The organism is Streptomyces sp. NPDC001443 (assembly GCF_053597355.1).
The window spans coordinates 329,804-351,220 of sequence record NZ_JBSFIA010000003.1 but is presented as its reverse complement, the minus strand read 5'-3'; the positions used below and the strand labels follow the sequence as shown (position 1 = coordinate 351,220).

17 protein-coding genes are annotated in these 21,417 nt (G+C 70.9%); 7 read left to right on the top strand and 10 right to left on the bottom strand.

Annotation, left to right across the window (positions count from 1 at the left end; genetic code table 11):
- Positions 1 to 110 precede the first annotated feature (110 nt).
- From ACWC24_RS06550 to ACWC24_RS06535, 4 genes are read left to right on the top strand one after another with little or no spacing between them, the layout of a single operon-like run.
- A complete protein-coding gene (locus tag ACWC24_RS06550; RefSeq protein ID WP_450661700.1) occupies positions 111 to 1,379 on the top strand; it encodes a glycosyltransferase in 1,269 nt (422 codons plus the stop codon).
- Positions 1,376 to 3,025, top strand: a complete 1,650-nt coding sequence (locus ACWC24_RS06545; protein ID WP_450661699.1) for an ArnT family glycosyltransferase — start codon at positions 1,376 to 1,378, stop codon at positions 3,023 to 3,025. The genes ACWC24_RS06550 and ACWC24_RS06545 overlap by 4 nt, the downstream gene beginning before the upstream one ends.
- A complete protein-coding gene (locus tag ACWC24_RS06540; protein ID WP_450661698.1) occupies positions 3,022 to 4,227 on the top strand; it encodes a glycosyltransferase in 1,206 nt (401 codons plus the stop codon). The genes ACWC24_RS06545 and ACWC24_RS06540 overlap by 4 nt, the downstream gene beginning before the upstream one ends.
- Positions 4,224 to 6,650, top strand: coding sequence for a galactose oxidase-like domain-containing protein (locus ACWC24_RS06535; protein ID WP_450661697.1), 2,427 nt, complete (start codon positions 4,224 to 4,226; stop codon positions 6,648 to 6,650). The genes ACWC24_RS06540 and ACWC24_RS06535 overlap by 4 nt, the downstream gene beginning before the upstream one ends.
- 40 nt (positions 6,651 to 6,690) lie before the next feature.
- Here ACWC24_RS06535 and ACWC24_RS06530 read toward each other — a convergent pair whose 3' ends face one another.
- The 4 genes from ACWC24_RS06530 to trhA form a co-directional block, all read right to left on the bottom strand.
- Positions 6,691 to 7,422 (bottom strand): Mut7-C RNAse domain-containing protein, encoded by a 732-nt coding sequence (locus ACWC24_RS06530; RefSeq protein WP_450661696.1) that lies wholly within the window; start codon positions 7,420 to 7,422, stop codon positions 6,691 to 6,693.
- Between the two features lie 34 nt (positions 7,423 to 7,456).
- Positions 7,457 to 8,086: a TetR/AcrR family transcriptional regulator gene (locus ACWC24_RS06525; protein WP_450661695.1), complete on the bottom strand. Its 630-nt coding sequence runs from the start codon at positions 8,084 to 8,086 to the stop codon at positions 7,457 to 7,459.
- Between the two features lie 5 nt (positions 8,087 to 8,091).
- Positions 8,092 to 9,669, bottom strand: a complete 1,578-nt coding sequence (locus ACWC24_RS06520) for an MFS transporter (RefSeq protein WP_450661694.1) — start codon at positions 9,667 to 9,669, stop codon at positions 8,092 to 8,094.
- Positions 9,670 to 9,787: 118 nt separating this feature from the next.
- The gene (gene trhA, locus ACWC24_RS06515) at positions 9,788 to 10,501 is read right to left on the bottom strand and encodes a PAQR family membrane homeostasis protein TrhA (RefSeq protein WP_450661693.1); all 714 of its coding nucleotides are present in this window, start codon (positions 10,499 to 10,501) and stop codon (positions 9,788 to 9,790) included.
- A gap of 311 nt (positions 10,502 to 10,812) precedes the next feature.
- Here trhA and ACWC24_RS06510 point away from each other — a divergent pair, with 311 nt between their 5' ends.
- Positions 10,813 to 12,633, top strand: a complete 1,821-nt coding sequence (locus ACWC24_RS06510) for a phosphoenolpyruvate carboxykinase (GTP) (RefSeq protein WP_450661692.1) — start codon at positions 10,813 to 10,815, stop codon at positions 12,631 to 12,633.
- A 239-nt stretch (positions 12,634 to 12,872) separates the two neighbouring features.
- On the opposite strand, the gene ACWC24_RS06505 is transcribed toward ACWC24_RS06510, so the two are convergent.
- The 6 genes from ACWC24_RS06505 to ACWC24_RS06480 all read right to left on the bottom strand — a co-directional run bounded on the left by ACWC24_RS06505 (position 12,873) and on the right by ACWC24_RS06480 (position 19,192).
- On the bottom strand, positions 12,873 to 13,478 hold the full coding sequence (locus ACWC24_RS06505; protein ID WP_450661691.1) for a hypothetical protein: 606 nt from the start codon (positions 13,476 to 13,478) through the stop codon (positions 12,873 to 12,875).
- On the bottom strand, positions 13,465 to 15,003 hold the full coding sequence (locus ACWC24_RS06500; protein ID WP_450661690.1) for a substrate-binding domain-containing protein: 1,539 nt from the start codon (positions 15,001 to 15,003) through the stop codon (positions 13,465 to 13,467). The genes ACWC24_RS06505 and ACWC24_RS06500 overlap by 14 nt, the downstream gene beginning before the upstream one ends.
- On the bottom strand, positions 15,000 to 16,175 hold the full coding sequence (locus ACWC24_RS06495) for a toxic anion resistance protein (protein WP_450661689.1): 1,176 nt from the start codon (positions 16,173 to 16,175) through the stop codon (positions 15,000 to 15,002). The genes ACWC24_RS06500 and ACWC24_RS06495 overlap by 4 nt, the downstream gene beginning before the upstream one ends.
- A 17-nt stretch (positions 16,176 to 16,192) precedes the next feature.
- Entirely contained in the window at positions 16,193 to 17,269 is a 1,077-nt protein-coding gene (locus ACWC24_RS06490) for a hypothetical protein (protein ID WP_450661688.1), read from the bottom strand.
- Positions 17,270 to 17,450: 181 nt separating this feature from the next.
- Positions 17,451 to 17,876: an SCO4983 family protein gene (locus tag ACWC24_RS06485; RefSeq protein WP_450661687.1), complete on the bottom strand. Its 426-nt coding sequence runs from the start codon at positions 17,874 to 17,876 to the stop codon at positions 17,451 to 17,453.
- A 104-nt stretch (positions 17,877 to 17,980) separates the two neighbouring features.
- A complete protein-coding gene (locus ACWC24_RS06480; RefSeq protein ID WP_450661686.1) occupies positions 17,981 to 19,192 on the bottom strand; it encodes a pyridoxal phosphate-dependent aminotransferase in 1,212 nt (403 codons plus the stop codon).
- Positions 19,193 to 19,318: 126 nt separating this feature from the next.
- Between ACWC24_RS06480 and ACWC24_RS06475 the strand changes: the two genes are divergently transcribed.
- Positions 19,319 to 20,323: a hypothetical protein gene (locus ACWC24_RS06475; RefSeq protein WP_450661685.1), complete on the top strand. Its 1,005-nt coding sequence runs from the start codon at positions 19,319 to 19,321 to the stop codon at positions 20,321 to 20,323.
- A 195-nt stretch (positions 20,324 to 20,518) separates the two neighbouring features.
- Positions 20,519 to 21,400 (top strand): S1 family peptidase, encoded by an 882-nt coding sequence (locus ACWC24_RS06470; protein ID WP_450661684.1) that lies wholly within the window; start codon positions 20,519 to 20,521, stop codon positions 21,398 to 21,400.
- Positions 21,401 to 21,417: the final 17 nt, after the last annotated feature.

Genomic DNA, 21,417 nt, shown 5'->3' with positions numbered 1-21,417 from the left:
TATCGGAAGAGCTGCCTCATTTCACAGTTCCCCCCTAGTCTCTGCACAGTAACGCGACGGTCGTGACTCCCCGTCGCGTCCAGGGGGCTATGGGGATCCGGGGGGATCTGTTGCTGACGTCTGTCTTCATCGCTGCCGTTTCACTGGCACTGTTCTGGATGGCCGCCTTCACCCTGTGGTGGCAGATGCACGCGTGGCGTACGCCCGAGGTGCTGGCCTCCACCCGCTTCAGCAGACCGGACGGGGGCGAGCACCTCTCCTTCTCGCTGCTGCTGCCGGCCCGGCACGAACAGGCAGTGCTGGACCACACCATCCAACGGCTGCTGGAATCGAGCCACACCGACTTCGAGATCATCGTCATCGTCGGACACGACGACCCGGAGACCGCGGCGGTCGCCGAGCAGGCGGCGCGGCGCGATCCACGGGTCCGGGTGGTCGTCGACACCCACGAGAAGAAGAACAAGCCCAAGGCCATGAACACGGCGCTGCCGCACTGCCGCGGCGATGTCGTGGGGGTCTTCGACGCCGAGGACCAGGTCCACCCCGAGCTGCTCGCCCATGTCGACCACGCGTTCCGCAGCACCGGCGCGGACGTCGTCCAGGGCGGGGTGCAGCTGATCAACTTCCACTCCAGCTGGTACAGCCTGCGCAACTGCCTGGAGTACTTCTTCTGGTTCCGCTCCCGGCTGCACCTGCACGCGCAGAAGGGGTTCATCCCGCTCGGAGGCAACACCGTCTTCGTGCGCACCGACGTGCTGCGCGAGGCCGACGGCTGGGACCCCGAGTGTCTGGCCGAGGACTGCGACCTCGGGGTACGGCTGTCCAGCGTCGGCAAGAAGGTCGTCGTCGCCTACGACTCCGCGATGGTGACCCGGGAGGAGACCCCGGGCTCGCTGATGTCGCTGCTGAAGCAGCGCACCCGCTGGAACCAGGGCTTCCTCCAGGTCTACCGGAAGAAGGACTGGAAGCAGCTCCCGGGCTTCGGCCGGCGGTTACTGGCCCGCTACACCCTCATGACGCCGTTCCTCCAGGCGTTCTCCGGGGTCATCATCCCGCTCAACGTGGCCGTCGCGCTCTTCCTCGACGTGCCCGTCGGGATCGCCTTCGTCACCTTCCTCCCGGCCGTCACGGCCCTGGTCACCTTCGTCTTCGAGGTCGTCGGACTGCACGACTTCGGCAGGCAGTACGGCCTGCGCGTCCGCCTCGTCCACTACCTGAAGCTCGTCGTGGGCGGGCCCTTCTACCAGGTCCTCCTCGCCGGGGCCGCCGTGCGCGCCGTGTGGCGCGAGCACCGCGGCCGCAACGACTGGGAGCTGACCACGCACGTCGGCGCGCATCTCACCGCATCCGAAGTGATCCGAGAGGACGTCCCAGCGTGACCTCCACCCTTCCCGCGGTGACCGCACCCAAGGTCCCCGCGCAGCGCCGGCCTGCGCCCACGACCCGTCCGACCGGCCGCACGGAGCCGCCGAAGCGACTGCGGTCGTCCCGTCCCGACCTCCTGCTGTGCGGCGTGCTCCTCGTGGCGATCCTCGTCGTGCAGGGCTGGAACATCGCCGACTACCCGACCCTCAGCGACGACGAGGGCACCTACCTCGCCCAGGCCTGGGCCGTCCAGGAGGGCCGGGGCCTGGCCCACTACACCTACTGGTACGACCACCCGCCCCTGGGCTGGCTCCAGATCGCCCTGCTCACCTGGATCCCGTCCCTGGTCAGCCCCGGCTCGATGACCGTCGGCTCGATGCGGCTGGTGATGCTGGCCGTCGGCGCGGTCAGCGCCGTACTGGTCTACGTCCTCGCCCGGCGGCTCGCCCTGCCGCGCTGGGCGGCCGGGCTCGGCATGGCCCTGTTCGGGCTCTCCCCGCTGTCCGTCGTCCTCCAGCGCGAGATCTTCCTCGACAACCTCGCCGTGATGTGGACGCTGCTGGCGTTCTGCCTCGCCGCCTCCCCGAGCCGGCACCTCTGGCACCACTTCGGCGCGGGGATCGCGGCCGCGGCGGCGGTGCTCACCAAGGAGACGATGCTCGTCGTCCTGCCCGCCGTGGTCGTCACCATGTGGCGCCACGGACACCGCGACACCCGCAAGTTCGCGCTCACCGGCGCCGTCACCGCCTGCGCCCTGATCGGCTTGTCGTACCCCCTCTTCGCCCTGCTCAAGGGCGAGTTGTTCCCCGGCGGCGGACACGTCTCGCTCTGGGACGGCATCAACTACCAGATGTCCAGGCCCGGTTCGGGCTTCATCCTGGACCCGGGCAGCGGCTCGTACGGCGTGCTGCACTCCTGGCTGTACTACGACCGGGTGCTGCCCCTGGGCGGCCTGGCCGGCGCGGTCCTGCTGCTGGCCACCTGGCGCTGGTCGGTCACCGCCCGCGCGCTGGCCGGACCGGCCCTCGCGGTCGCCGTCCTCGCCCTGGTCGCGATGCGCCCCAGCGGCTACCTGCCCGCGATGTACGTCATCGGGGCCCTGCCGTTCCTCGCCCTGGTGCTGGCCGGCGCCACCGCGTCGGTCGCCCACGCCGTGCTGCGCCGACGGCGCGGCGAGGGCGAGAACCGGTACGTCACCGGCGGCCGCTACGCCCTCGCCGCGGTCCTGGCCCTCGCCGCCGGGGCCTATGCGGTCCCACGGTGGTACGACGGCGACCGCACCGCCGTCACCGCGGACGCCAACGCCCCCTACCGGGCCGCGTCCCGGTGGCTGAGCACCGAGGTGGCCGACCCCGCCGACACCCGGGTCCTGGTCGACGACGCGCTCTGGCTGGACCTGGTGCACGCCGGGTACCGGCCCGGACTGGGCGTGATCTGGTTCTACAAGGCCGACCTCGACCCCGCGGTGACCCGGACCATGCCGCACGGCTGGCGGGACCTCGACTACGTGGTCGCCTCGCCGACCGTACGGCGCGACGCCGCCGATCTGCCCGCCGTCCAGGACGCCCTGCGGCACTCGACACCGGTCGCCACCTTCGGCACCGGCGAGGACCGCATCGAGATCCGCCGGATCGAGACCGCCGCCGGAGGCCCGCGATGAGCCACGAGCACACCGTCCCCGGCGAGCTGGGCGACCCGGCCGTACGGGCCGCCGAGGTGCCGGAACCCGGCGCCGTCACCATCGTCGTACCGACGTTCAACGAGTCCGCCAACGTCCGCCGGCTGCTGCACCTGATCACCGAGTCGGTGCCGGCCCGGCTGCCCTGCGAGGTCGTTTTCGTGGACGACTCCACCGACGACACCCCCGAGGTCATCCGCGCGGCGGCCGAGGACTGCCCGTTCCCGGTGACCGTGCTGCACCGGGACGAGCCGGTCGGCGGGCTCGGCGGGGCGGTCGTCGAGGGGCTCAGGGCGGCCGGCTCGGACTGGATCGTCGTCATGGACGGCGACTGCCAGCATCCGCCGTCCCTGGTGCCGGAGCTGGTCGCCACCGGCGAGCGGGCGCACGCCGGTCTCGTCGTCGCCTCCCGCTACATCAAGGGCGGCAGCCGGGCCGGGCTCGCGGGCAGCTACCGGGTGGCCGTCTCGCGCGGGGCGACCTGGCTGACCAAGTCGCTGTTCCCGCGCAAGCTGCACGGCATCAGCGACCCCATGAGCGGCTTCTTCGCGATCCGCCGCAGCGCGGTCACCGCCGACGTCCTCAAGCCGCTCGGCTACAAGATCCTCCTCGAACTCGCCGTGCGCAGCCGCCCCCGCCAGGTCACCGAGGTGCCCTTCGTCTTCCAGGACCGGTTCGCGGGCGAGTCCAAGTCCAGCGCGCGGGAGGGCCTGCGCTTCCTGCGCCATCTGGCCGGCCTGCGCACCGCCTCGCCGGTGGCGCGCATGATCGGCTTCGGGCTGATCGGCGCCACCGGGTTCGTCCCCAACCTGCTCGGCCTGGGGGCGCTGACCGCCGCGGGGATGCACTACGTCCCCGCGGAGATCCTCGCCAACCAGTTCGGCGTCGCCTGGAACTTCCTGCTCATCGAGCATCTGCTGTTCCGCGACCGGCGCTCGCACCGGCGCTGGTGGGACCGCGTCGGCCGGTTCGCGCTGCTCGCCAACGCCGACCTGGTGCTGCGCATTCCGCTGATCGCCCTGTTCGTCGGCCGGTTCGGGATGGGGGCGCTGTCCGCCACCGCCCTGGCCCTGGTGACGACGTTCGTCCTGCGCTTCGTCGGTACCGAAGCGCTGGTCTACCTGCCCCGGCGGGGACGCGCCGACGCCCCGGCCGACAGCCGCACAGCAAGGAGAGCCGTGTGAACCGAGTCAGCCGTGCGAACCGCCCGGGCGGGAGCCGAAGAAGGACCGCGTTCGTCGGGGTGGGCGCCCTGACGGCCGGGCTCCTGCTCGCCTCGCCCCAGCCCGCCTCCGCCGCCAACCTGATCCTGAACCCCGGCTTCGAGACGGCCGGCACCGACGGCATGCCGTACTGCTGGGAGAAGTCGGGCTGGGGCGACAACGACTTCACCTTCGACACCACCACCGACGCCCACTCCGGCACCAAGGCCATGAAGGTCACCCTGACCCGCCGGGTCGACGGCGACCGCAAGGCGATGGTCACGGAGTCCACCGCCTGCGCCCCGGCGGTCTCGCCGGGCAAGCAGTACGACCTCTCGCTCTGGTACAAGACGACCACCCCGGACGCGGCCGTCACCCTCTTCCGGCACAACACCACCGCCGGCTGGCAGTACTGGACCGACCTCAAGACGCTGGAGATGCAGGGCAACTGGACCAAGGCCTCGGTCCGCACCCCCGAGGTGCCGGCCGGCACCGACCGCATCACCTGGGGTGTCTCCGTCTACGGCACCGGCTCGGCGACCACCGACGACTACACGATGGAGCAGGTCCCCGACGTCACACCGCCGGCCGCCTGCACCGGCACCGCCGACGAGTGCGCCAACGGCCGCTGGACGGTGCTGCCCACCCAGAACCCGGTCCGCTCCATGCACTCCGTCGTCCTCAACAACGGCAAGGTGCTGCTGATCGCGGGCTCCGGCAACAGCGAGGAGCAGTTCAACGCGGGCACCTTCACCTCGGCGGTCTACAACCCGGCCGACGGCAGCTACAAGGTCATCCCCACCCCGAAGGACATGTTCTGCGCCGGGCACGTCCAGCTCCAGGACGGCCGGGTGCTGGTGATGAGCGGCAACAAGGCGTTCCCGGTGGCGGGCGGGCACGGCTACGAGGGCTTCAAGGACTCGTACGTCTTCGACCCCGTCACCGAGACCTACAGCAAGACCAACGACCTCAACGACGGCCACTGGTACCCGTCGGCGACGGAACTCGGCAACGGTGACGTCATCTCCTTCGGCGGTCTGCGCGAGGACTCCACCGGCTCGGTGACCGCCGAGAAGTGGTCGGACGCGCAGCAGAAGTGGCTGCCGCTGTCCCAGGTCAACCAGACCTGGTCGTACTGGGGTCTGTACCCGTCGATGATCCTGATGCAGGACGGCCGCCTCTTCTACTCGGGCAGCCACGTCTTCGGCAACAACATCCCCGGCACCGGCTCGGCGATCTACGACTACGACGCCAACACGATCACCCAGATCCCCGGCCTGCAGAACAAGGACCAGCGCGACCAGTCGGCGAGCGTGCTGCTGCCCCCGGCCCAGGACCAGAAGGTCCTCACCCTCGGCGGCGGCAACATCGACTCCAACCCGGACGGCAACCGGCTGACCGACGTCATCGACCTCAAGGCGGCCAACCCCGCCTACGTCGCCGGGCCGCCGCTGCCGCAGGGCACGGTGGACCTCGGCAACGGCCCCGTCGCCGAGACCGGCAACCAGGGCAAGATGTACGTCTCCGCGGTGCTGCTGCCGGACGGCAAGGTGCTGGAGACGGGCGGGGCGCTGCACAACCGCGCCGACCCGGTCTTCGAGTCGTCGCTGTACGACCCGGCGACCAACACCTTCGACCCGGTGGCCGCCGACCCCCAGGCCCGCGGCTACCACTCCTCGTCGTTCCTGCTGCCCGACGGGCGGGTGATGTCGACCGGCGACAACCCGGGCAACGGCACCTGGAACCACAACGTGTCGATCTACACCCCGCCCTATCTGCTCAAGGGCGCCCGGCCGACGATCACTTCGGTCATCGACAACCAGTGGACCTACGGCGACACCCAGCGGATCACGGTCGACCGGCCCGTCGCCAAGGCCGAACTGATCCGCCCGGCCGCCGTCACCCACTCCTCCGACCCCAACCAGCGGTTCGTGGACCTGCCGTTGTCCGTCAGCGGCAACAACGTCGACCTGAACGTGACGAGCAACCCCAACCTGGCGCCGCCCGGCTGGTACATGCTCTTCGCGGTCGACGCCAACGGCGTGCCGTCGGTGGCGAAGTGGGTCCACCTCCAGGGCCCGGCGGCGCTGAGCGCCACCGAAGCCTCCCCGCACGTGCACTCCTTCGCCGACTCGCTGACCGGCACGGTCACCGAGCCCGGCAGGAAGCGCACCGCGCAGCAGGTCAGCCCGACCGTCTCCGGCTGCGACCGGCACTACGGCACGATCAACGTGTGCGTGCCGACCGTCTTCCCGGCGCAGGTGAAGAAGACGGCCGCCGCGCGCTGCGCCTGGCTGAAGACGAACCACTACGGCCGGCTGAAGGTCAACGGCAAGGACGACCCGCTGGCCCTGGACCGCGACCGGGACGGGGTCGCCTGCGGAAAGGGTGACGTGAAGAAGTAGCGGTGCAGAGCCGGCGGGTGGAGAGCCGGCGGGTGAGGAGCTAGCGCTCGCCCGCGAACTCCTCCAGGGCGCGCTCCACGATGGCTTCCAGCTGTTCGTGGTGCGCGCCCTTCCAGTAGGCGCGCCCGCACTCCCGGCACTGCGCGAACACGTCGTACGACGCCTGCGTGCCGTGCTTGAGCTGGTCGGCGACCTCGTCCTTGGTGGCCTCCTTCAGCAGGCCGTTGCAGGCGGTGCAGCGTGTCCAGGGGCGCAGCTCGGGGGCGAAGCGGTCGAGGACGTCGCGGAGCTGGTCGTCCGGGTCGGTGCTGTAGACGAACGCGCCCGCCCACAGTTCCCGGCGGCGCAGCAGCCCGCGGTCGCGGCTGAGCATCACCCGCTGTTCGGCGGCCGAGCGGGCGGCGAGCGCCGGGTCGCCGATGTCGGTCGACTCGTACGCCGTGTCCACGCCGAGCAGGCGCAGCCGGCGGGCGAGGGTGCCGAGGTGGACGTCGAGGAGGAAGCGCAGCGGGGCGCCGGGGACCCGCTGGGGGCGTTCGACCGCGCGGACGGTCACCGACTCGCCCGCGGCCGGGATGTGCGAGACCGCTACCTGGCGGCCGTCCACGACGAGCGAGCCGACCTCGGTGAGCGGGACACCGAGGGACTCGACGACATGGCCGAGGGTCGAGACGCCGTCGGTGGCCAGGGCGGTGGCGCCGTGCCGTCGGGCGTGCGGGACGAACAGGTTGAGTTCGGGGGCGACTTCGACGTGGATCTCGGGTCGGTTCACCTGGTCAGGATGACACGGGGGGCGGTGCGCGGTCTCAGGAGTTCCGCTGCGGGAGGCCGTGTTGCAGGACGTCCAGGGTGCGGTCGATGAGACTCGGGAAGTCGTCCGTGTGCCCTCGCTCGGCCCAGTAGAGGGACGCCTCCATCAGACCGCCGACCAGGGACATGGCGTAGACCCGCACCTCGACGCTGTCCGGGTCGAGGCCGGTGCGCTCGCCGATGGCCTGGCAGAGCATGCGGCCGGTGACCGACATGCTCTCCATCATGCGCGAGCGCACCGCGGGGACCTCGACCGTCAGCCTGCTGCGCAGCCGGGAGACCTCGATGTCGTCCTTCGCGCCGAGGCTGAGGGCCCGGTGCATCACGTAGCGGATGGACTGCGGCCACGGCTCGTCGGCGGGCCGGGCGCGCAGTTCGTCCATGAGGAACGCGTCGTACTCGTCCGTGAGGACGATGTCCTCCTTGGTGGGGAAGTAGCGGAAGACGGTCGACGGCGACACCTCGGCGCGCTCGGCGATCTGGTCGATCGTCGTGGCGTCGTACCCCTGCTCCTCGATCAGTCCGTAGGTGGCGGTACGGATCGCCTCCCGGGTCTTGATCTTCTTCCGCTCCCTCAGTCCCAGCTGGGGGCGGTCGGCGGGGGTGGTGCGATGTGCGGCCGTCATGGGGTTCATTGTCGGGCATCACCTGTGAGCGTGACCACGGCCGGACCCTCGTCGCCCTCGTCGCTCTCGGGGTTCTGGGCGGGCCGCGCGCTCGGCAGGAAGGCGGCGGCCAGCAGGGCGGCGGCCAGCGAGGCGATCGCGCACACCAGCAGCACCAGGCCCATGCCGTGGACGTAGGCGCCGTCCGCGGAGGCCGCCAGGTGGGCCGAGCCCGCCTTCTCGGCGACGAGGTGTGCGGCCACCACCGAGTCCCCGGCTGCGTCGGCGGCCTTCGAGGGCAGTCCGGTGACGTCGAGCCGGTCGCGGAAGGCGCCGGCGAGCAGACTGCCGAGCAGGGCGATGCCGATCGCGCCGCCGACCTGGCGCAGCGTCATCAGCAGCCCGGACCCGCTGCCGGCCCGGTCGCGGGGCAGCGCGGCCAGGGCTCCGTCCATCGCCGGGACGACCGAGAAGCCGAAGCCGAGGCCCGCGACCGACAGCCACAGCGCGGTGAAGCCGTAGCCGGAGTCGGTCGTGGTGCGGCTGCCGAGCAGCGCGGCGAAGGCGAGGACGACCAGGCCCACGGAGACCACGGCCCGGGACCCGAACCGCGCCACCACCGGCTGGGCGGTCCGCGCGGCGATCATCAGACCGCCCATCATCGGCAGCAGCCGCACCCCGGTGCCCAGGGCGTCGTTGCCGAGCACGGCCTGGAGGTAGGGCGGCAGCACGAACATCAGGCCGGACAGGGCGAACATCACCAGGGTCGCCGCGGCCGTGTTGAGCAGGAAGCCGCGGTGGGCGAGCAGGCTCATGTCGAGCATGGGGCGCTCGCTGCGCCGCTCGCGCAGGACCAGGCCGGCGAGCAGGACCGCGGCCACCGCGAAGCAGGACAGGACCAGTGCGTCGCCCCAGCCGCGGCCGGGCGCCTCGATGATCGCGTAGATCAGGGCGGCGAGGCCGGACGCGGTGAGCGCGGTGGAGACGGCGTCGACCTTCGGGGAGGCCGGGTCGCGGGTCTCGGGCAGCAGGAACAGGCAGGCCGCGACGCCGATGGCCACCATCGGGACGTTGACCAGGAAGACCGATCCCCACCAGAAGTGGTTCAGCAGGAAGCCGCCGATGATCGGGCCGAGGGGCAGGCCGAGCGCCGAGGCGGCCGAGATGATCCCGACGGCCCGGGTGCGTTCGTCGGGGCCGAACAGCGAGGGCAGCACGGACAGGGCGAGCGGCATCACCAGCGCCGCGCCGACGCCCATCAGCGCGCGGGCGGCGATCACCCAGTCCACCTCACCGGCCAGGGTGCCCACCAGGGAGCCGGCCAGGAAGATCACCAGCCCGGTGATCAGCATCCGGCGCCGTCCGAACCGGTCGCCGAGCAGTCCGGCGGGGAGCATCAGCGCGGCGAAGACGACGATGTAGGCGTCCGCCATCCACTGGAGCTGACCGGTGGTGGCGCCGAGCTGGTCCGCCATCGTCGGCAGCGCCACATTGAGGATCGTCATGTCGAAGCCGAGCACCAGCATGCTCGCGACCAGGGCGCCCAGGGCCCACCATCGGCGCGCGGCGTGCCGCACGTCGTCGCCTTGCGTGACAGTAACCATTAAATGAGAGTAACTGTCAAAAGATGTTTGCTGTCAAGTGAGGTCTGCTGTCGGCAGAGCTCGGGCAACGAAAAATGGCCACGGCTCGTGAGCCGTGGCCATGAAGGGGGAGGGGGCGTTACGCGTGCTGGTACGCCACCAGGGAGATCCCGACGTAGTGGACGATGAAGGCGGCCAGGGTGAGGGAGTGGAACACCTCGTGGAAGCCGAACCAGCGCGGTGACGGGTTGGGCCGCTTGATCCCGTAGATCACGCCGCCCGCGCTGTAGAGCAGGCCGCCGACGATCACCAGGACGAGGACCGCGATGCCGCCCGTGCGCATGAAGTCCGGCAGGAAGAAGACGGCCGCCCAGCCCATCGCTATGTAGCAGGGCGTGTAGAGCCAGCGCGGGGCGCCGACCCAGAAGACGCGGAAGGCGATGCCCGCGGCCGCCGCGCCCCAGACGCCCCACAGCAGCCACTGCCCCTTGGCCTCCGGCAGCAGCAGCATGGTGAGCGGTGTGTAGGTGCCCGCGATGATCAGGAAGATGTTCGCGTGGTCGAGACGGCGCAGGATGCCGTCCATCCTCGGGCTCCAGTCGCCCCGGTGGTACAGCGCGCTCACACCGAACAGCAGGCACGCCGTCAGCGCGTAGATCCCGCAGGCGATGCGGCCGCGCGGGGAGTCGGCGAGGGCGGTGAGCACCAGTCCCGAGATCAGTGCGGCCGGGAACATGCCCAGGTGCAGCCAGCCGCGCAGCTTCGGCTTGATCGGGTGCGACGGGGCGGGCGCGGCGGGGCCGGGGGTGGCGGCCGACGGGTCCGTCGACGCCTCGGGGACGGGCGCAGTCATGGAGGGCATGGTACCTACGGAACCGTAAGTTACGTGTCAGTACAGCCTGCGAGTGTCCATGATCTCACGTGATTCGGGCAACGCAAAAAGTCCTTCAGTCGAACGCCATGTGGACGCAAAGAACCCCGGCTACACGTGGCGATGGTCACTCCGCTCACCTGTGACGCCCTCTGGACATATGGGCGGACGCGTCGGATGATCAAATGAGTGCGGTCGGCACCGGATGAGCGGAACTGTCTCCGCGGCGCAGCGTCCGGGTCGCAGCCCCCACGGGGCCTCCAACAAAAAATCCCCTCTTTTTAGGAGCAATCGTGGCGCGCGACATCGCGGCTCCCGTCATTCCCACCAACCATCAGGAACTGATCTCGTGGGTCAACGAGATCGCCGAACTGACGCAGCCGGACAACGTGGTCTGGTGTGACGGATCCGAGGCCGAGTACGACAGGCTGTCGGCGGAACTGGTGGCCAAGGGCACCTTCCGCAAGCTCGACCCGATCAAGCGCCCCAACTCCTACTACGCCGCTTCCGACCCGACCGACGTCGCCCGGGTCGAGGACCGGACCTTCATATGCTCCGAGCGCGAGCAGGACGCGGGCCCGACCAACCACTGGAAGGACCCCGCGGAGATGCGGGAGATCTTCCAGGGCGAGAAGGGCGTCTTCCGCGGCTCGATGAAGGGCCGGACGATGTACGTCGTCCCGTTCTGCATGGGCCCGCTGGGCTCGGACCTCTCCGCGATCGGCGTCGAGATCACCGACTCCGCCTACGTCGCGGTGTCCATGCGCACGATGACCCGGATGGGACAGCCGGTCCTGGACGAGCTGGGGTCCGACGGCTTCTTCGTGAAGGCCGTGCACACCCTCGGCGCCCCCCTCGCCGAGGGCGAGGCGGACGTCCCGTGGCCGTGCAACAGCACCAAGTACATCTCCCACTTCCCCGAGACCCGCGAGATCTGGTCCTACGGCTCCGGCTACGGCGGCAACGCGCTGCTCGGCAAGAAGTGCTACGCCCTGCGCATCGCCTCCGTCATGGCCCGTGACGAGGGCTGGCTCGCCGAGCACATGCTGATCCTCAAGCTGACCCCGCCGCAGGGCGAGTCCAAGTACGTCGCCGCGGCCTTCCCGAGCGCCTGCGGCAAGACCAACCTCGCCATGCTGGAGCCCACCGTCTCCGGCTGGACCGTCGAGACGATCGGCGACGACATCGCCTGGATGCGCTTCGGCGCGGACGGCCAGCTGTACGCGATCAACCCCGAGGCCGGCTTCTTCGGCGTCGCGCCCGGCACCGGTGAGCACACCAACGCCAACGCGATGAAGACGTTGTGGGGCAACTCCGTCTTCACCAACGTCGCCCTCACCGACGACGACGACATCTGGTGGGAGGGCATGACGGAGGAGACCCCGGCCCACCTCACCGACTGGAAGGGCAACGACTGGACGCCCGAGTCCGGCGCGCCCGCCGCCCACCCCAACGCCCGCTTCACCGTCCCCGCCGCCCAGTGCCCGATCATCGCGCCCGAGTGGGAGGACCCCAAGGGCGTGCCGATCTCGGCGATCCTCTTCGGCGGCCGCCGCGCCACCGCGGTGCCCCTGGTGACGGAGTCCTTCGACTGGAACCACGGCGTGTTCCTCGGCGCGAACGTCGCCTCCGAGAAGACCGCCGCCGCCGAGGGCAAGGTCGGCGAGCTGCGCCGCGACCCCTTCGCCATGCTGCCGTTCTGCGGCTACAACATGGGCGACTACATGGGTCACTGGGTCGACGTCGCCAAGGACAAGGACCAGGCGAAGCTCCCGAAGATCTACTACGTCAACTGGTTCCGCAAGAACGACGAGGGCAAGTTCGTCTGGCCCGGCTTCGGCGAGAACAGCCGCGTCCTGAAGTGGATCGTCGACCGTCTCGACGGCCGCGCGGAGGGCGTCGAGACCCCCATCGGCATCCTGCCGGCCAAGGGGTCCCTGGACACCGACGGCCTGAACCTGTCCGAGTCCGACCTGGACTTCCTGCTCACGGTCGACAAGGAGGTCTGGCGCGAGGAGGCCGCCCTGGTCCCCGAGCACCTCAACACCTTCGGCGACCACACGCCCAAGGAGCTGTGGGACGAGTACCACGCCCTGGTGGAGCGCCTGGGCTGACCAGCCCCCTCATACGCCGCGGCCGGCTCCGATCGTGCCCTGACCAGCAGTATCGTCACGGCCGGCCGCGGTGACCCACCACAGACCGGCGAGGTTGCGTACAACGGCGTGCGCGGCCCGAGGCCTGTCGCCGGTTCCCCGTCCGCCCTGACGGGGAACGGGCGGCAGGCCTTCGCCCTTCTCCGCGCGGACACCGGTCCCTTTCCCGGGCACCGGCGCATTCCCCGCGGGCACCGGCCCTACTGCTGCGACCGGTCCTCCAGATAGCGCGTGTGCGACTCCTGCCGCCGCGCCTCCGCCTCCCGCAGCCCCGCCGCCAGCCGGTCCGCCTCCTCGTGCAGCAGCGTCAGCTGCCGCTCCAGATGCCGCTCCGGCGGTTCCTGACCCGGAGCCAGCCGCGTCCACCACCGGGTCCGTACGAAGGTGTCGACGGCCTCCGGCAGGTCCTGCCGTACGGCCCGGGAGAGCGCGTGGACGCCCTCCGGATCCTGGGCGAGCAGCTCGGTGACCCAGCCGGGGTCGAGCAACGCGGTGAGCAGCTCGGTCAGTTCGGTCAGCCGGCCCGCGGCGGCGGGCGGCAGCTCGACCTCCGCGAGATAGTCGCGCAGCTTCCCGAAGTCGGCACGCACCTCGTCGAGCTGCGCGGACGGGTCCGGGAAGTCGGGCAGCGGCGGACGCTCCGGCGGGGCGATCAGCGCGCCCGCGCCGTACAGACCCGCGACCACGACCGGCCAGTACGGGCCCGCCACCCCCGTGAAGGTCAGCGCCAGACCGGCGATCCCGCAGGCGGCGCCGGTGATGTTCTTGCGGCTCTCCAGATACCCGAGGAACTTACTGGTAGCCACGGATCTCCTCGAAGGCGCCGTCCAGCGAGCCCTGCTGGGCGTCGAAGAGACGGCCGCCGGTCAGGTCGGCGATGTGCGCGAGCTCCGCGCGGTCGGAGTCGCCGAAGAGGATGGGGAAGACGGGGATCTCCCGCCGGTCGGCGCCGAGCCTCCGGTAGAAGGCGTCGAAGTCGCCGGCGTCGTCGCCGGTGGTGTTCTCGCCGTCCGTCATCAGCACGATCGACGTGAACGTGTCGCTGTCGCCGGCGAGATGGTCGTAGGCCTTCTCCAGCGAGGTGTAGATCGCGGTCTCGCCGTCGGCGTCGAGCGCCTTCGTGTCCCGGCGGATCGCCGCGAGCCCGCTCTGCGGGTCGGACGGGCTGACGACATGGGTCCGGACGTTCTTCACCTCCGACCCGAACGGCATCAGCGTGACCTCCTCGCGGTCGCGGAAGTCACCGGTCAGATCGGTGAGCGCCTGCTTCAGCCGGGACAGCCGGTCGCCCTCCATCGAGCCGGAGGTGTCCAGCACGTACACCGTCCGGGAGGGGCGGCGCAGTTCGTTCTCGTAGGAGTGGAGCAGCCCGTCGGCGACGGAACGGCTGCCCGGGAAGGGCAGTTCGCGCCGCCTGGAGGTGTCCAGACCTGCGGCCGGCCGCACCGAGGCCACGACCGGCCGGCGGTGGGTGCGCTCGGTGATGAGCCGCTGCACCGCGTCGGTGCGCAGGTCGTCGGCGAGGCGGCGGACGTCCGTCCGGGCCGCCGCGTCGGAGGACGCCAGCGAGGAGAGCGGGTAGTCGGCGGTGACCACCCCGTCCGTGGGGCGGATCACCGTCAGGCCCGGGATGCCCTTGAGGACGGACTCGTAGTTGAGCAGCGCGTCGACGTTCCCGCGCCGGGTGTACGCGCTCGCCAGCCAGCCCGACGACCCCGAGGTCAGCTTCTGCCCCCGGAAGAACTCCTTCAGCCGCGGGGTGGCCTCGGCGACGTCGGCGTCGGTGAGCGCCGACTGGGCGCCGGACAGGGCGGAGGCGACCGAGATCAGGGTGGAGAAGCCGGAGTTGGAGCGGGCCGGGTCGGTCATGCCGTAGGTGAGCCTGCCGTCCGCGACGGCCTTCTCGACCTGTGACCAGGTGACGTGGTCGGGCTGCCAGCCCAGGGAGGCCACCGTCCGCGTCTTCACCCCGATCGCCACCGGGCTCGACATGACGGGGGTCTCGGACACGATCTTCTTCGCCGCGTCCGGGCGCAGCCGCAGATAGGCGTTCGAGGACAGCCACACCGCGTCGAAGCGGCTGTCCGCCTTGCCCTTGGCGAGCAGGTCCACGGCGTCCAGGGTGCCCATGTAGGTGGGGCGGACGGTGAGACCGGTGTCCTTGCGGACCTGCTCCAGCACCGGCGTCATGTCGCCGAGTTCGCTGGAGGCGAGGACGCGGACGGTGCCGGGTTCGGGCGCGTCGGGATCCTTCTTCTGCCCCGTCGAGCAGGCCGTCAGGAGGGACAGCACGGAGAGCGCGGCCAGGGCCGCGGCCGGAGCACGTCTCATCCGAGGCCTCCCTCCAGCGCGCCCTGCGACCGGCTGCGCTCCAGGTACGAGCTCGCGCTCTGGAGCTCCGAGGTCAGGGACTCCACGGTCGACGCCATCACCTCGGTCGCCTGGACCTTGTACGTGTCGATGGCGTCGAGGGTGCGGTAGATCTGCTGGAAGGCCGCGCGCAGGGTCTCCGCGCCCACCGCGGGGTCGGCCGCGATCCGCTGGATCTCCCCGCTCTGGGTCGCGAGCATCTCCGCGTTGCCCCGGATGAGGTCCTCGGTCGTCCCGCGCAGGGCGTTGACCTGGTCGACGACCTTCTTCTGGTGGTCGAGGGCGGAGGCCAGCATCACCGAGATGCGCAGCGCCGACACGGTGGTCGTGGCCGCCCGGTCGACGCCCTTGATCAGCTCCTCGTTGTTGCGGCGTACGACGTCCATGGCGAGGTAGCCCTGGGCGCACACCGCGAGCTGGGTCAGCAGGTCCTGCTGCTTCTGCCGGACTGGGAAGAGCACGTCCGCGCGCAGGGTGTCGCCCTGTTCGGGCTCGGTCGCCTCCACCCCGGTGATGTGCTGCTCCACGGCGGTGTCCAGGGCCTGGGTCAGCACCACGTACTCCTGGAGCTTGCCCATGGTCTCCCACAGCCGGACCCGCTCGGTCTGCAACGCGGCGTTGTCGCGCCGCAGTTCGTCCTGTCCGCCGCGCAGCGAGCCCACGATCTTGTTCAACGTGCCCTGTGCGGAGGCGTACTTGGCGACGTGGTCGCGCAGCTTGTTGCCGCCGGGCAGCCGGGAGAGGAACTTACGGCCCTTGTTCGCCGGCAGGTCGCGCGGGTCCAGGTCCTCGACCACGCGCCGCAGTTCGACGAGCGAGCCCGCGACCTTCGACTGGGCGTCCCCGCCCTTGTCGGGCAGGCTGCGCACGGCCCGCTCCAGCATCCGGTTGGACTGCGCGGCGGCGGTGCGCATCTCCCCGGCGCCGAGCGCGGTGATCTCCCCGACCTTGCCCGCGAACTCGGGCGAGCGGGCGTCCAGCGCGGTCAGGCCCTCGATGTAGGCGGTGGCCCTGGCGGCCATCTCCGTACGGACCCGGTCGTCGACGGGGACGAGCCCGCCGGCCTTCTCCCGCGGCACCGGCGCGACGGCCTCGGGCGGGCTGAGCGTGAAGTCGTTCTCCGCAGTGGTCATGTGGTTCCCCCCGTTGTTCATCCGCGGGCCCGGCGCGCCAGTTCGTGCAGCACCTTCGAGGTGGGCACGGGCGCCTGCCGGACTCCGGTCAGTTGCTGCTTGAGATAGGCGGTCCGGCCGGCGGTCGCCGCCGTGAACTCGGTGGTGTCGCCCTGCGGCCGGAACCCGTGCCGCACGGCCAGCTTGCGCAACAGCGGGTCGGTGCCGAGGAGTTCGGCCAGACCGCGGCCGTTCTCGGTCAGCGGTACGACGGTGTGGTCGCTGTTGACGGTGGTGTCCGGGTAGAGGACGACCAGGTCGCCGGGGTCGTGCTGCTGTTCGAGCAGGGAAGCGACCTGGGACTCGTATACCAGGACGAGCGGGTTGCCCGCGCCGCTGACGAAGTCCCGGAAGTTCGCGTCGGTGCTGGACTGCTGGGCGCCCTGGACGCTGACCAGCTTGTGCAGCAGGGGCGCGGTGCGCGCGATGTCGGCGTCGCTGGACACCACCCGGCCGCCGTCGGCGACGTAGGAGGTCGCGGCGAGGTAGAGGGCGCCCGAGTTGGAGGTCTCCGGGTCGGTGCTGGAGATGTAGAGGGTGCCGGTCAGCTCTCCGTACTTGGCGGCGCCCTTGAGCTGCTGCCAGGTCCGGTCGTGCCGGGCCGCGTCCAGGTACGCGGCCATGCGCAGGGTGCCGCGGTTCCTGGCGTCGAGGGTGGCGAGCCCGTTGCCGGCGAGCACCTCGGCGGCGCCGCGGTGGGCCACGACGACGAGGGGCGAGTAGAACGGGCGCGGCAGCGTCCCGTGCACCTCGTACTTCGCGGCGAGTTCGGCGGCCGGGGCCTGGCTGGACGGGAAGGCGACGTCGTACCCCTTGAGGTCGAGGCCTTCCATCGCCCATGACCCGGAGGTCTCCGCCTGCACGGTGTAGCCCTTGGCGGCGAGGGCCTTCACCACGTCGGGATCGGCGAAGAACTCCGCCTTCTCCGATCCGATCACCATACGCACGGTCTTCGTTGCCGTGCCCTTGTCCCCGTGTTCCCGGCCCGCGACGACGGCAGCCACCACTCCGCCGATCAGCAGTGCCGCGAGGACTATTCCTGCGATGCGTCTCACGCCGGGGAGCGTGCTCCCGGAACCATACGTTCCTGGGCAGGGCGGGTGAACGGGAGGTGAAGTGGTGATCCCGGTATGCAACGGGAGGACAGGAGTCCGAAGGGAGAAACAGGGCGCCCGGTCCGCGCGTCGCTGCGGGTGCACGCGGACCGGGGCCGTTCGGGGCCCCCGTGAGGGGGTGTCAGCCGGCGGCGCTCAGCTCCGGCCGTTCCGCCGCCGCGGCGTGCGCGTCCATGCGCTCCGCCGCCAGGATGGCCGCCGCCGTGTCGGCGCGGGACGCGGCGACCACGAGGGCGCGGCCCGCGAGCGCGTGCGCCCGCTCGTGCAGTGCGGCGTGGTGCCGCTCGTCGGCGGTGGTCCTCGCCGTGGCGCGGACCGGCGCGCGACCCGCGCGCAGCCGGGTCACCTGCTGGGCGAGACGTTCGGCCGCGGTGTCGAGATCGGCCGACGGGTCCGCGCCGCGCAGTTCGTCCGTGACGGCGAGCAGCGCCGAGAGATGTCCTGCGAGCTGGATGTCCAGCTCCTCCTCGCGGGAGCGGTGGGGGAAGTCGGAGGTGTCGCCGGCCATCGTGCTGTGGACCGACTTGGTGCGGATCGGCTCGTACATGGGATGGTCTCCTGTGCTGTGACAGGAAACCATCCTAGCTTGGATTTCGTCTAAAGTTGCATCGTTCGAGAAAGGCGGCCGCCACCGGTCCCGCCGGGGTGCGCTCAGGTCTGGCTGTAGCCGTCCAGGAAGGTGCCGATCCGGCCGATCGCGTCCTGGAGGTCCCCGACCGACGGCAGGGTCACCACCCGGAAGTGATCGGGCTCGGGCCAGTTGAAGCCGGTGCCCTGGACGACCATGATCTTCTCGCTGCGCAGCAGGTCGAGGACCATCTGCCGGTCGTCCTTGATCTTGAAGACCTTGGGATCCAGGCGCGGGAACAGGTACAGCGCTCCCTTCGGCCGTACGCAGGTCACGCCCGGGATCCGGGTCAGCAGCTCGTAGGCGGTGTCCACCTGTTCCTTCAGCCGCCCGCCCGGCAGTACCAGCTCGTTGATCGTCTGGCGGCCGCTGAGCGCGGCGACCACGCCGTGCTGGCCCGGCATGTTCGCGCACAGGCGCATGTTCGCCAGGATCGTCAGACCCTCTATGTACGACTGGGCGTGCGCGCGGGGTCCGGAGACCGACATCCAGCCGACGCGGTAGCCGGCCACCCGGTAGGCCTTCGACATGCCGTTGAAGGTGAGGGTGAGCAGGTCGGGCGCGATCGCGGCGGTCGGGGTGTGGGTGGCGCCGTCGTAGAGGATCTTGTCGTAGATCTCGTCCGAGCAGACCAGCAGGTTGTGGCGGCGGGCGATGTCGGTCAGACCCCTGAGCATCGCGTCGTCGTAGACCGCGCCCGTCGGGTTGTTCGGGTTGATGATGACGAGCGCCTTGGTGCGGTCGGTGATCTTCCGCTCCACGTCCGCGAGGTCGGGCATCCAGTCGGACTGCTCGTCGCACCGGTAGTGCACGGCCGTGCCGCCGGACAGGGAGACGGCCGCGGTCCACAGGGGGTAGTCGGGGGCCGGTACGAGGACCTCGTCGCCGTCGTCCAGCAGGGCCTGCATCGCCATCACGATCAGCTCGGAGACGCCGTTGCCGATGAAGACGTGCTCGACGTCCGTCTCGATGCCGAGGGTCTGGTTGTGCATGACCACGGCCCGGCGGGCGGCCAGCAGGCCCTTCGCGTCGCCGTAGCCGTGCGCCGTGGAGACGTTGCGGAGGATGTCCTCCAGGATCTCCGGCGGGCACTCGAAGCCGAAGGCGGCCGGGTTGCCGGTGTTCAGCTTGAGGATCCGGTGCCCCGCCGCCTCCAGCCGCATCGCCTCCTCGAGCACCGGGCCCCGGATCTCGTAACAGACGTTGGCGAGCTTGGTCGACTGGATCACCTGCATGCTCGTGAGCTTACGGCTCGATAACGTCTCTTGGGTCGTGTTTTCCGCCACGTGAGACACGTCAGTTTGTACGGGTATCGCCGAGAGCTGTCACAGGAGCCCCACCTGTACCTAGAATCCGCGATCATGTCCATCCCATCTCAGCGCCAGGACGGGACGTACGGCCCCGGTGCCGCAGGCGATCCGACCGGCACTTCCGGCGCCCACCTGGGGGCGGAGTCCGCGGCGCACCCGAACGTGTACCGGCCGCAGGCCGCCGCTCCGGCTCCGGCGTACGAGGAGTACGCCGATCCCGCGGCCGCGCACGGCTGGACGAACTCGTACGACGAGACACGCGAACTGCCGGCGCTGGTGGATGGCGGGATACCGCCGGGATATCCCGGGTATCCCGGCCATTCGGAAAATCCGGAGCACGCGGAGCATTTGGAGTATTCCGCGTATTCCGCATACTCCGCGCACCCGGGGGAGAGCGGCCGTCCCGGTGACGACGGGTCCCAGGACGCGGGCGGGTACGCGGGGGGCTACGGGCATCCGCACGGCGACGGGGGCGGGGACGGGGCCGGGCGGGACGGGTACTCCGTGCCGTCCGCGTCGGTCGCTGTGTCTCCGGCGGTCCCGGCGGTCCCGGCACCCGTGGGTCCCGGCCGTCGGTCCCGGCGCAAGCCGGGTCCCGTGCGCAGGCGCCGGGCGGCGATCGTCGCCGGCGCGGCGGGGGTCGTGTCCGTGGCGGCGGTGCTGGCCGGACTCTCCTTCACCGGCTCCGGCTCCGGCGGCGAGCGGGACGGTACGGCCGGGGGGTCCGCCGCGCCGGAGGACCCGGAGACGGGCGCGGCAGCGGTCACGTTGCAGGACCCCGAAGGGGCGACGGCCCCCGGGGCCGCCATGTCCTCCGCGGCGTCGAGCGCCCCGGCCGCCGCCACGCGGCAGGCTTCGCCGGAGCACTCCGCGAGCACGTCGGCCACCGCGTCGGCGTCGCCGGGCGGGAGTGCGACGCCCTCGGCCACCCCCTCCGCCCCCGCCTCGACGGCCCCCGCCGCGACGGCCCCCGCCGTCACCCCGACCCCCTCGGTGAGCGCCTCGACCGGTAACGGTCACGGCCACGGCCACGGCCACGGCGGTGGGTGGGGCTGACCGCCTCGCCGATGATGCCCCGCCGGTAGCGCCCCGCCGGCGCCGCCCGGCCAGGATCCGGCCGTCCGGCCGAAAAGGACTCGTTGTTCACGCGCCCCTCTGTCATCACAATGTGCCTGCCGCCGCAATGTGCATGACAAATCAGTGGCGATCGGAAGATCTCCGGTCGCCTCCGTCGCAAGAGGGGACCCCCACATGAGAAAGCCTCTCGTCGCCGCACTCTTCGCCCTGGTGATCGCCGGGGCGGGCGCGGCACCCGCGGTCGCCGCCCCCGCACCCGAGGCGCCCGCGTCCGTCAGCAGTGCCGCCGCCCCGACGCGGACCGCCGCAGCCCCCACGCTCCAGGCCGTCACGTTCGCAGGCACCGTCTCGCTGAGCAACTGTTCCGGCTCGGTCATCCGCTTCCCGAACTCCGCGTCCACCGACCCCGCGCTGGTGCTCACCAACGGCCACTGCCTGGAGACCGGCTTCCCGGAGCCGGGCGAGGTGATCGTCGGCCAGTCGTCCAGCCGCACCTTCGGCCTGCTCAACTCCGCGGGCACCAAGGTGGCGACCCTGCGGGCGAGCAAGGTCGCGTACTCGACGATGACGGACACCGACGTCACGATCTACCAGCTCACCAGCACCTACGCGACGATCCTGAGCAACTACGGCATCAGCCCGCTGACCCTCGCCGACACCCACCCGGTCGCCGGTACCGCCATCACCGTCGCCTCCGGCTACTGGAAGCGGTACTACAGCTGCAGCATCGACGGGTTCGTGTACCGCCTGAAGGAGAGCGACTGGACCTGGAAGGACTCGGTCCGCTACACCTCCGCCTGCCAGACGATCGGCGGCACCTCCGGTTCCCCGGTCATCGACCAGTCCACCAACAAGGTGGTCGCGGTCAACAACACGGGCAACGAGGACGGCGCGACCTGCACGGAGAACAACCCCTGCGAGGTCGACGCGAGCGGCAACGTGACCGTCCGCAAGGGCATCAACTACGCGCAGGAGACCTACCAGATCCCGGCCTGCTTCACGACCGGCAACCAGCTCAACCTGAGCGCGAGCGCGTGCACCCTGCCCAAGCCGTAGCGGCGGCCGGGTGAGCG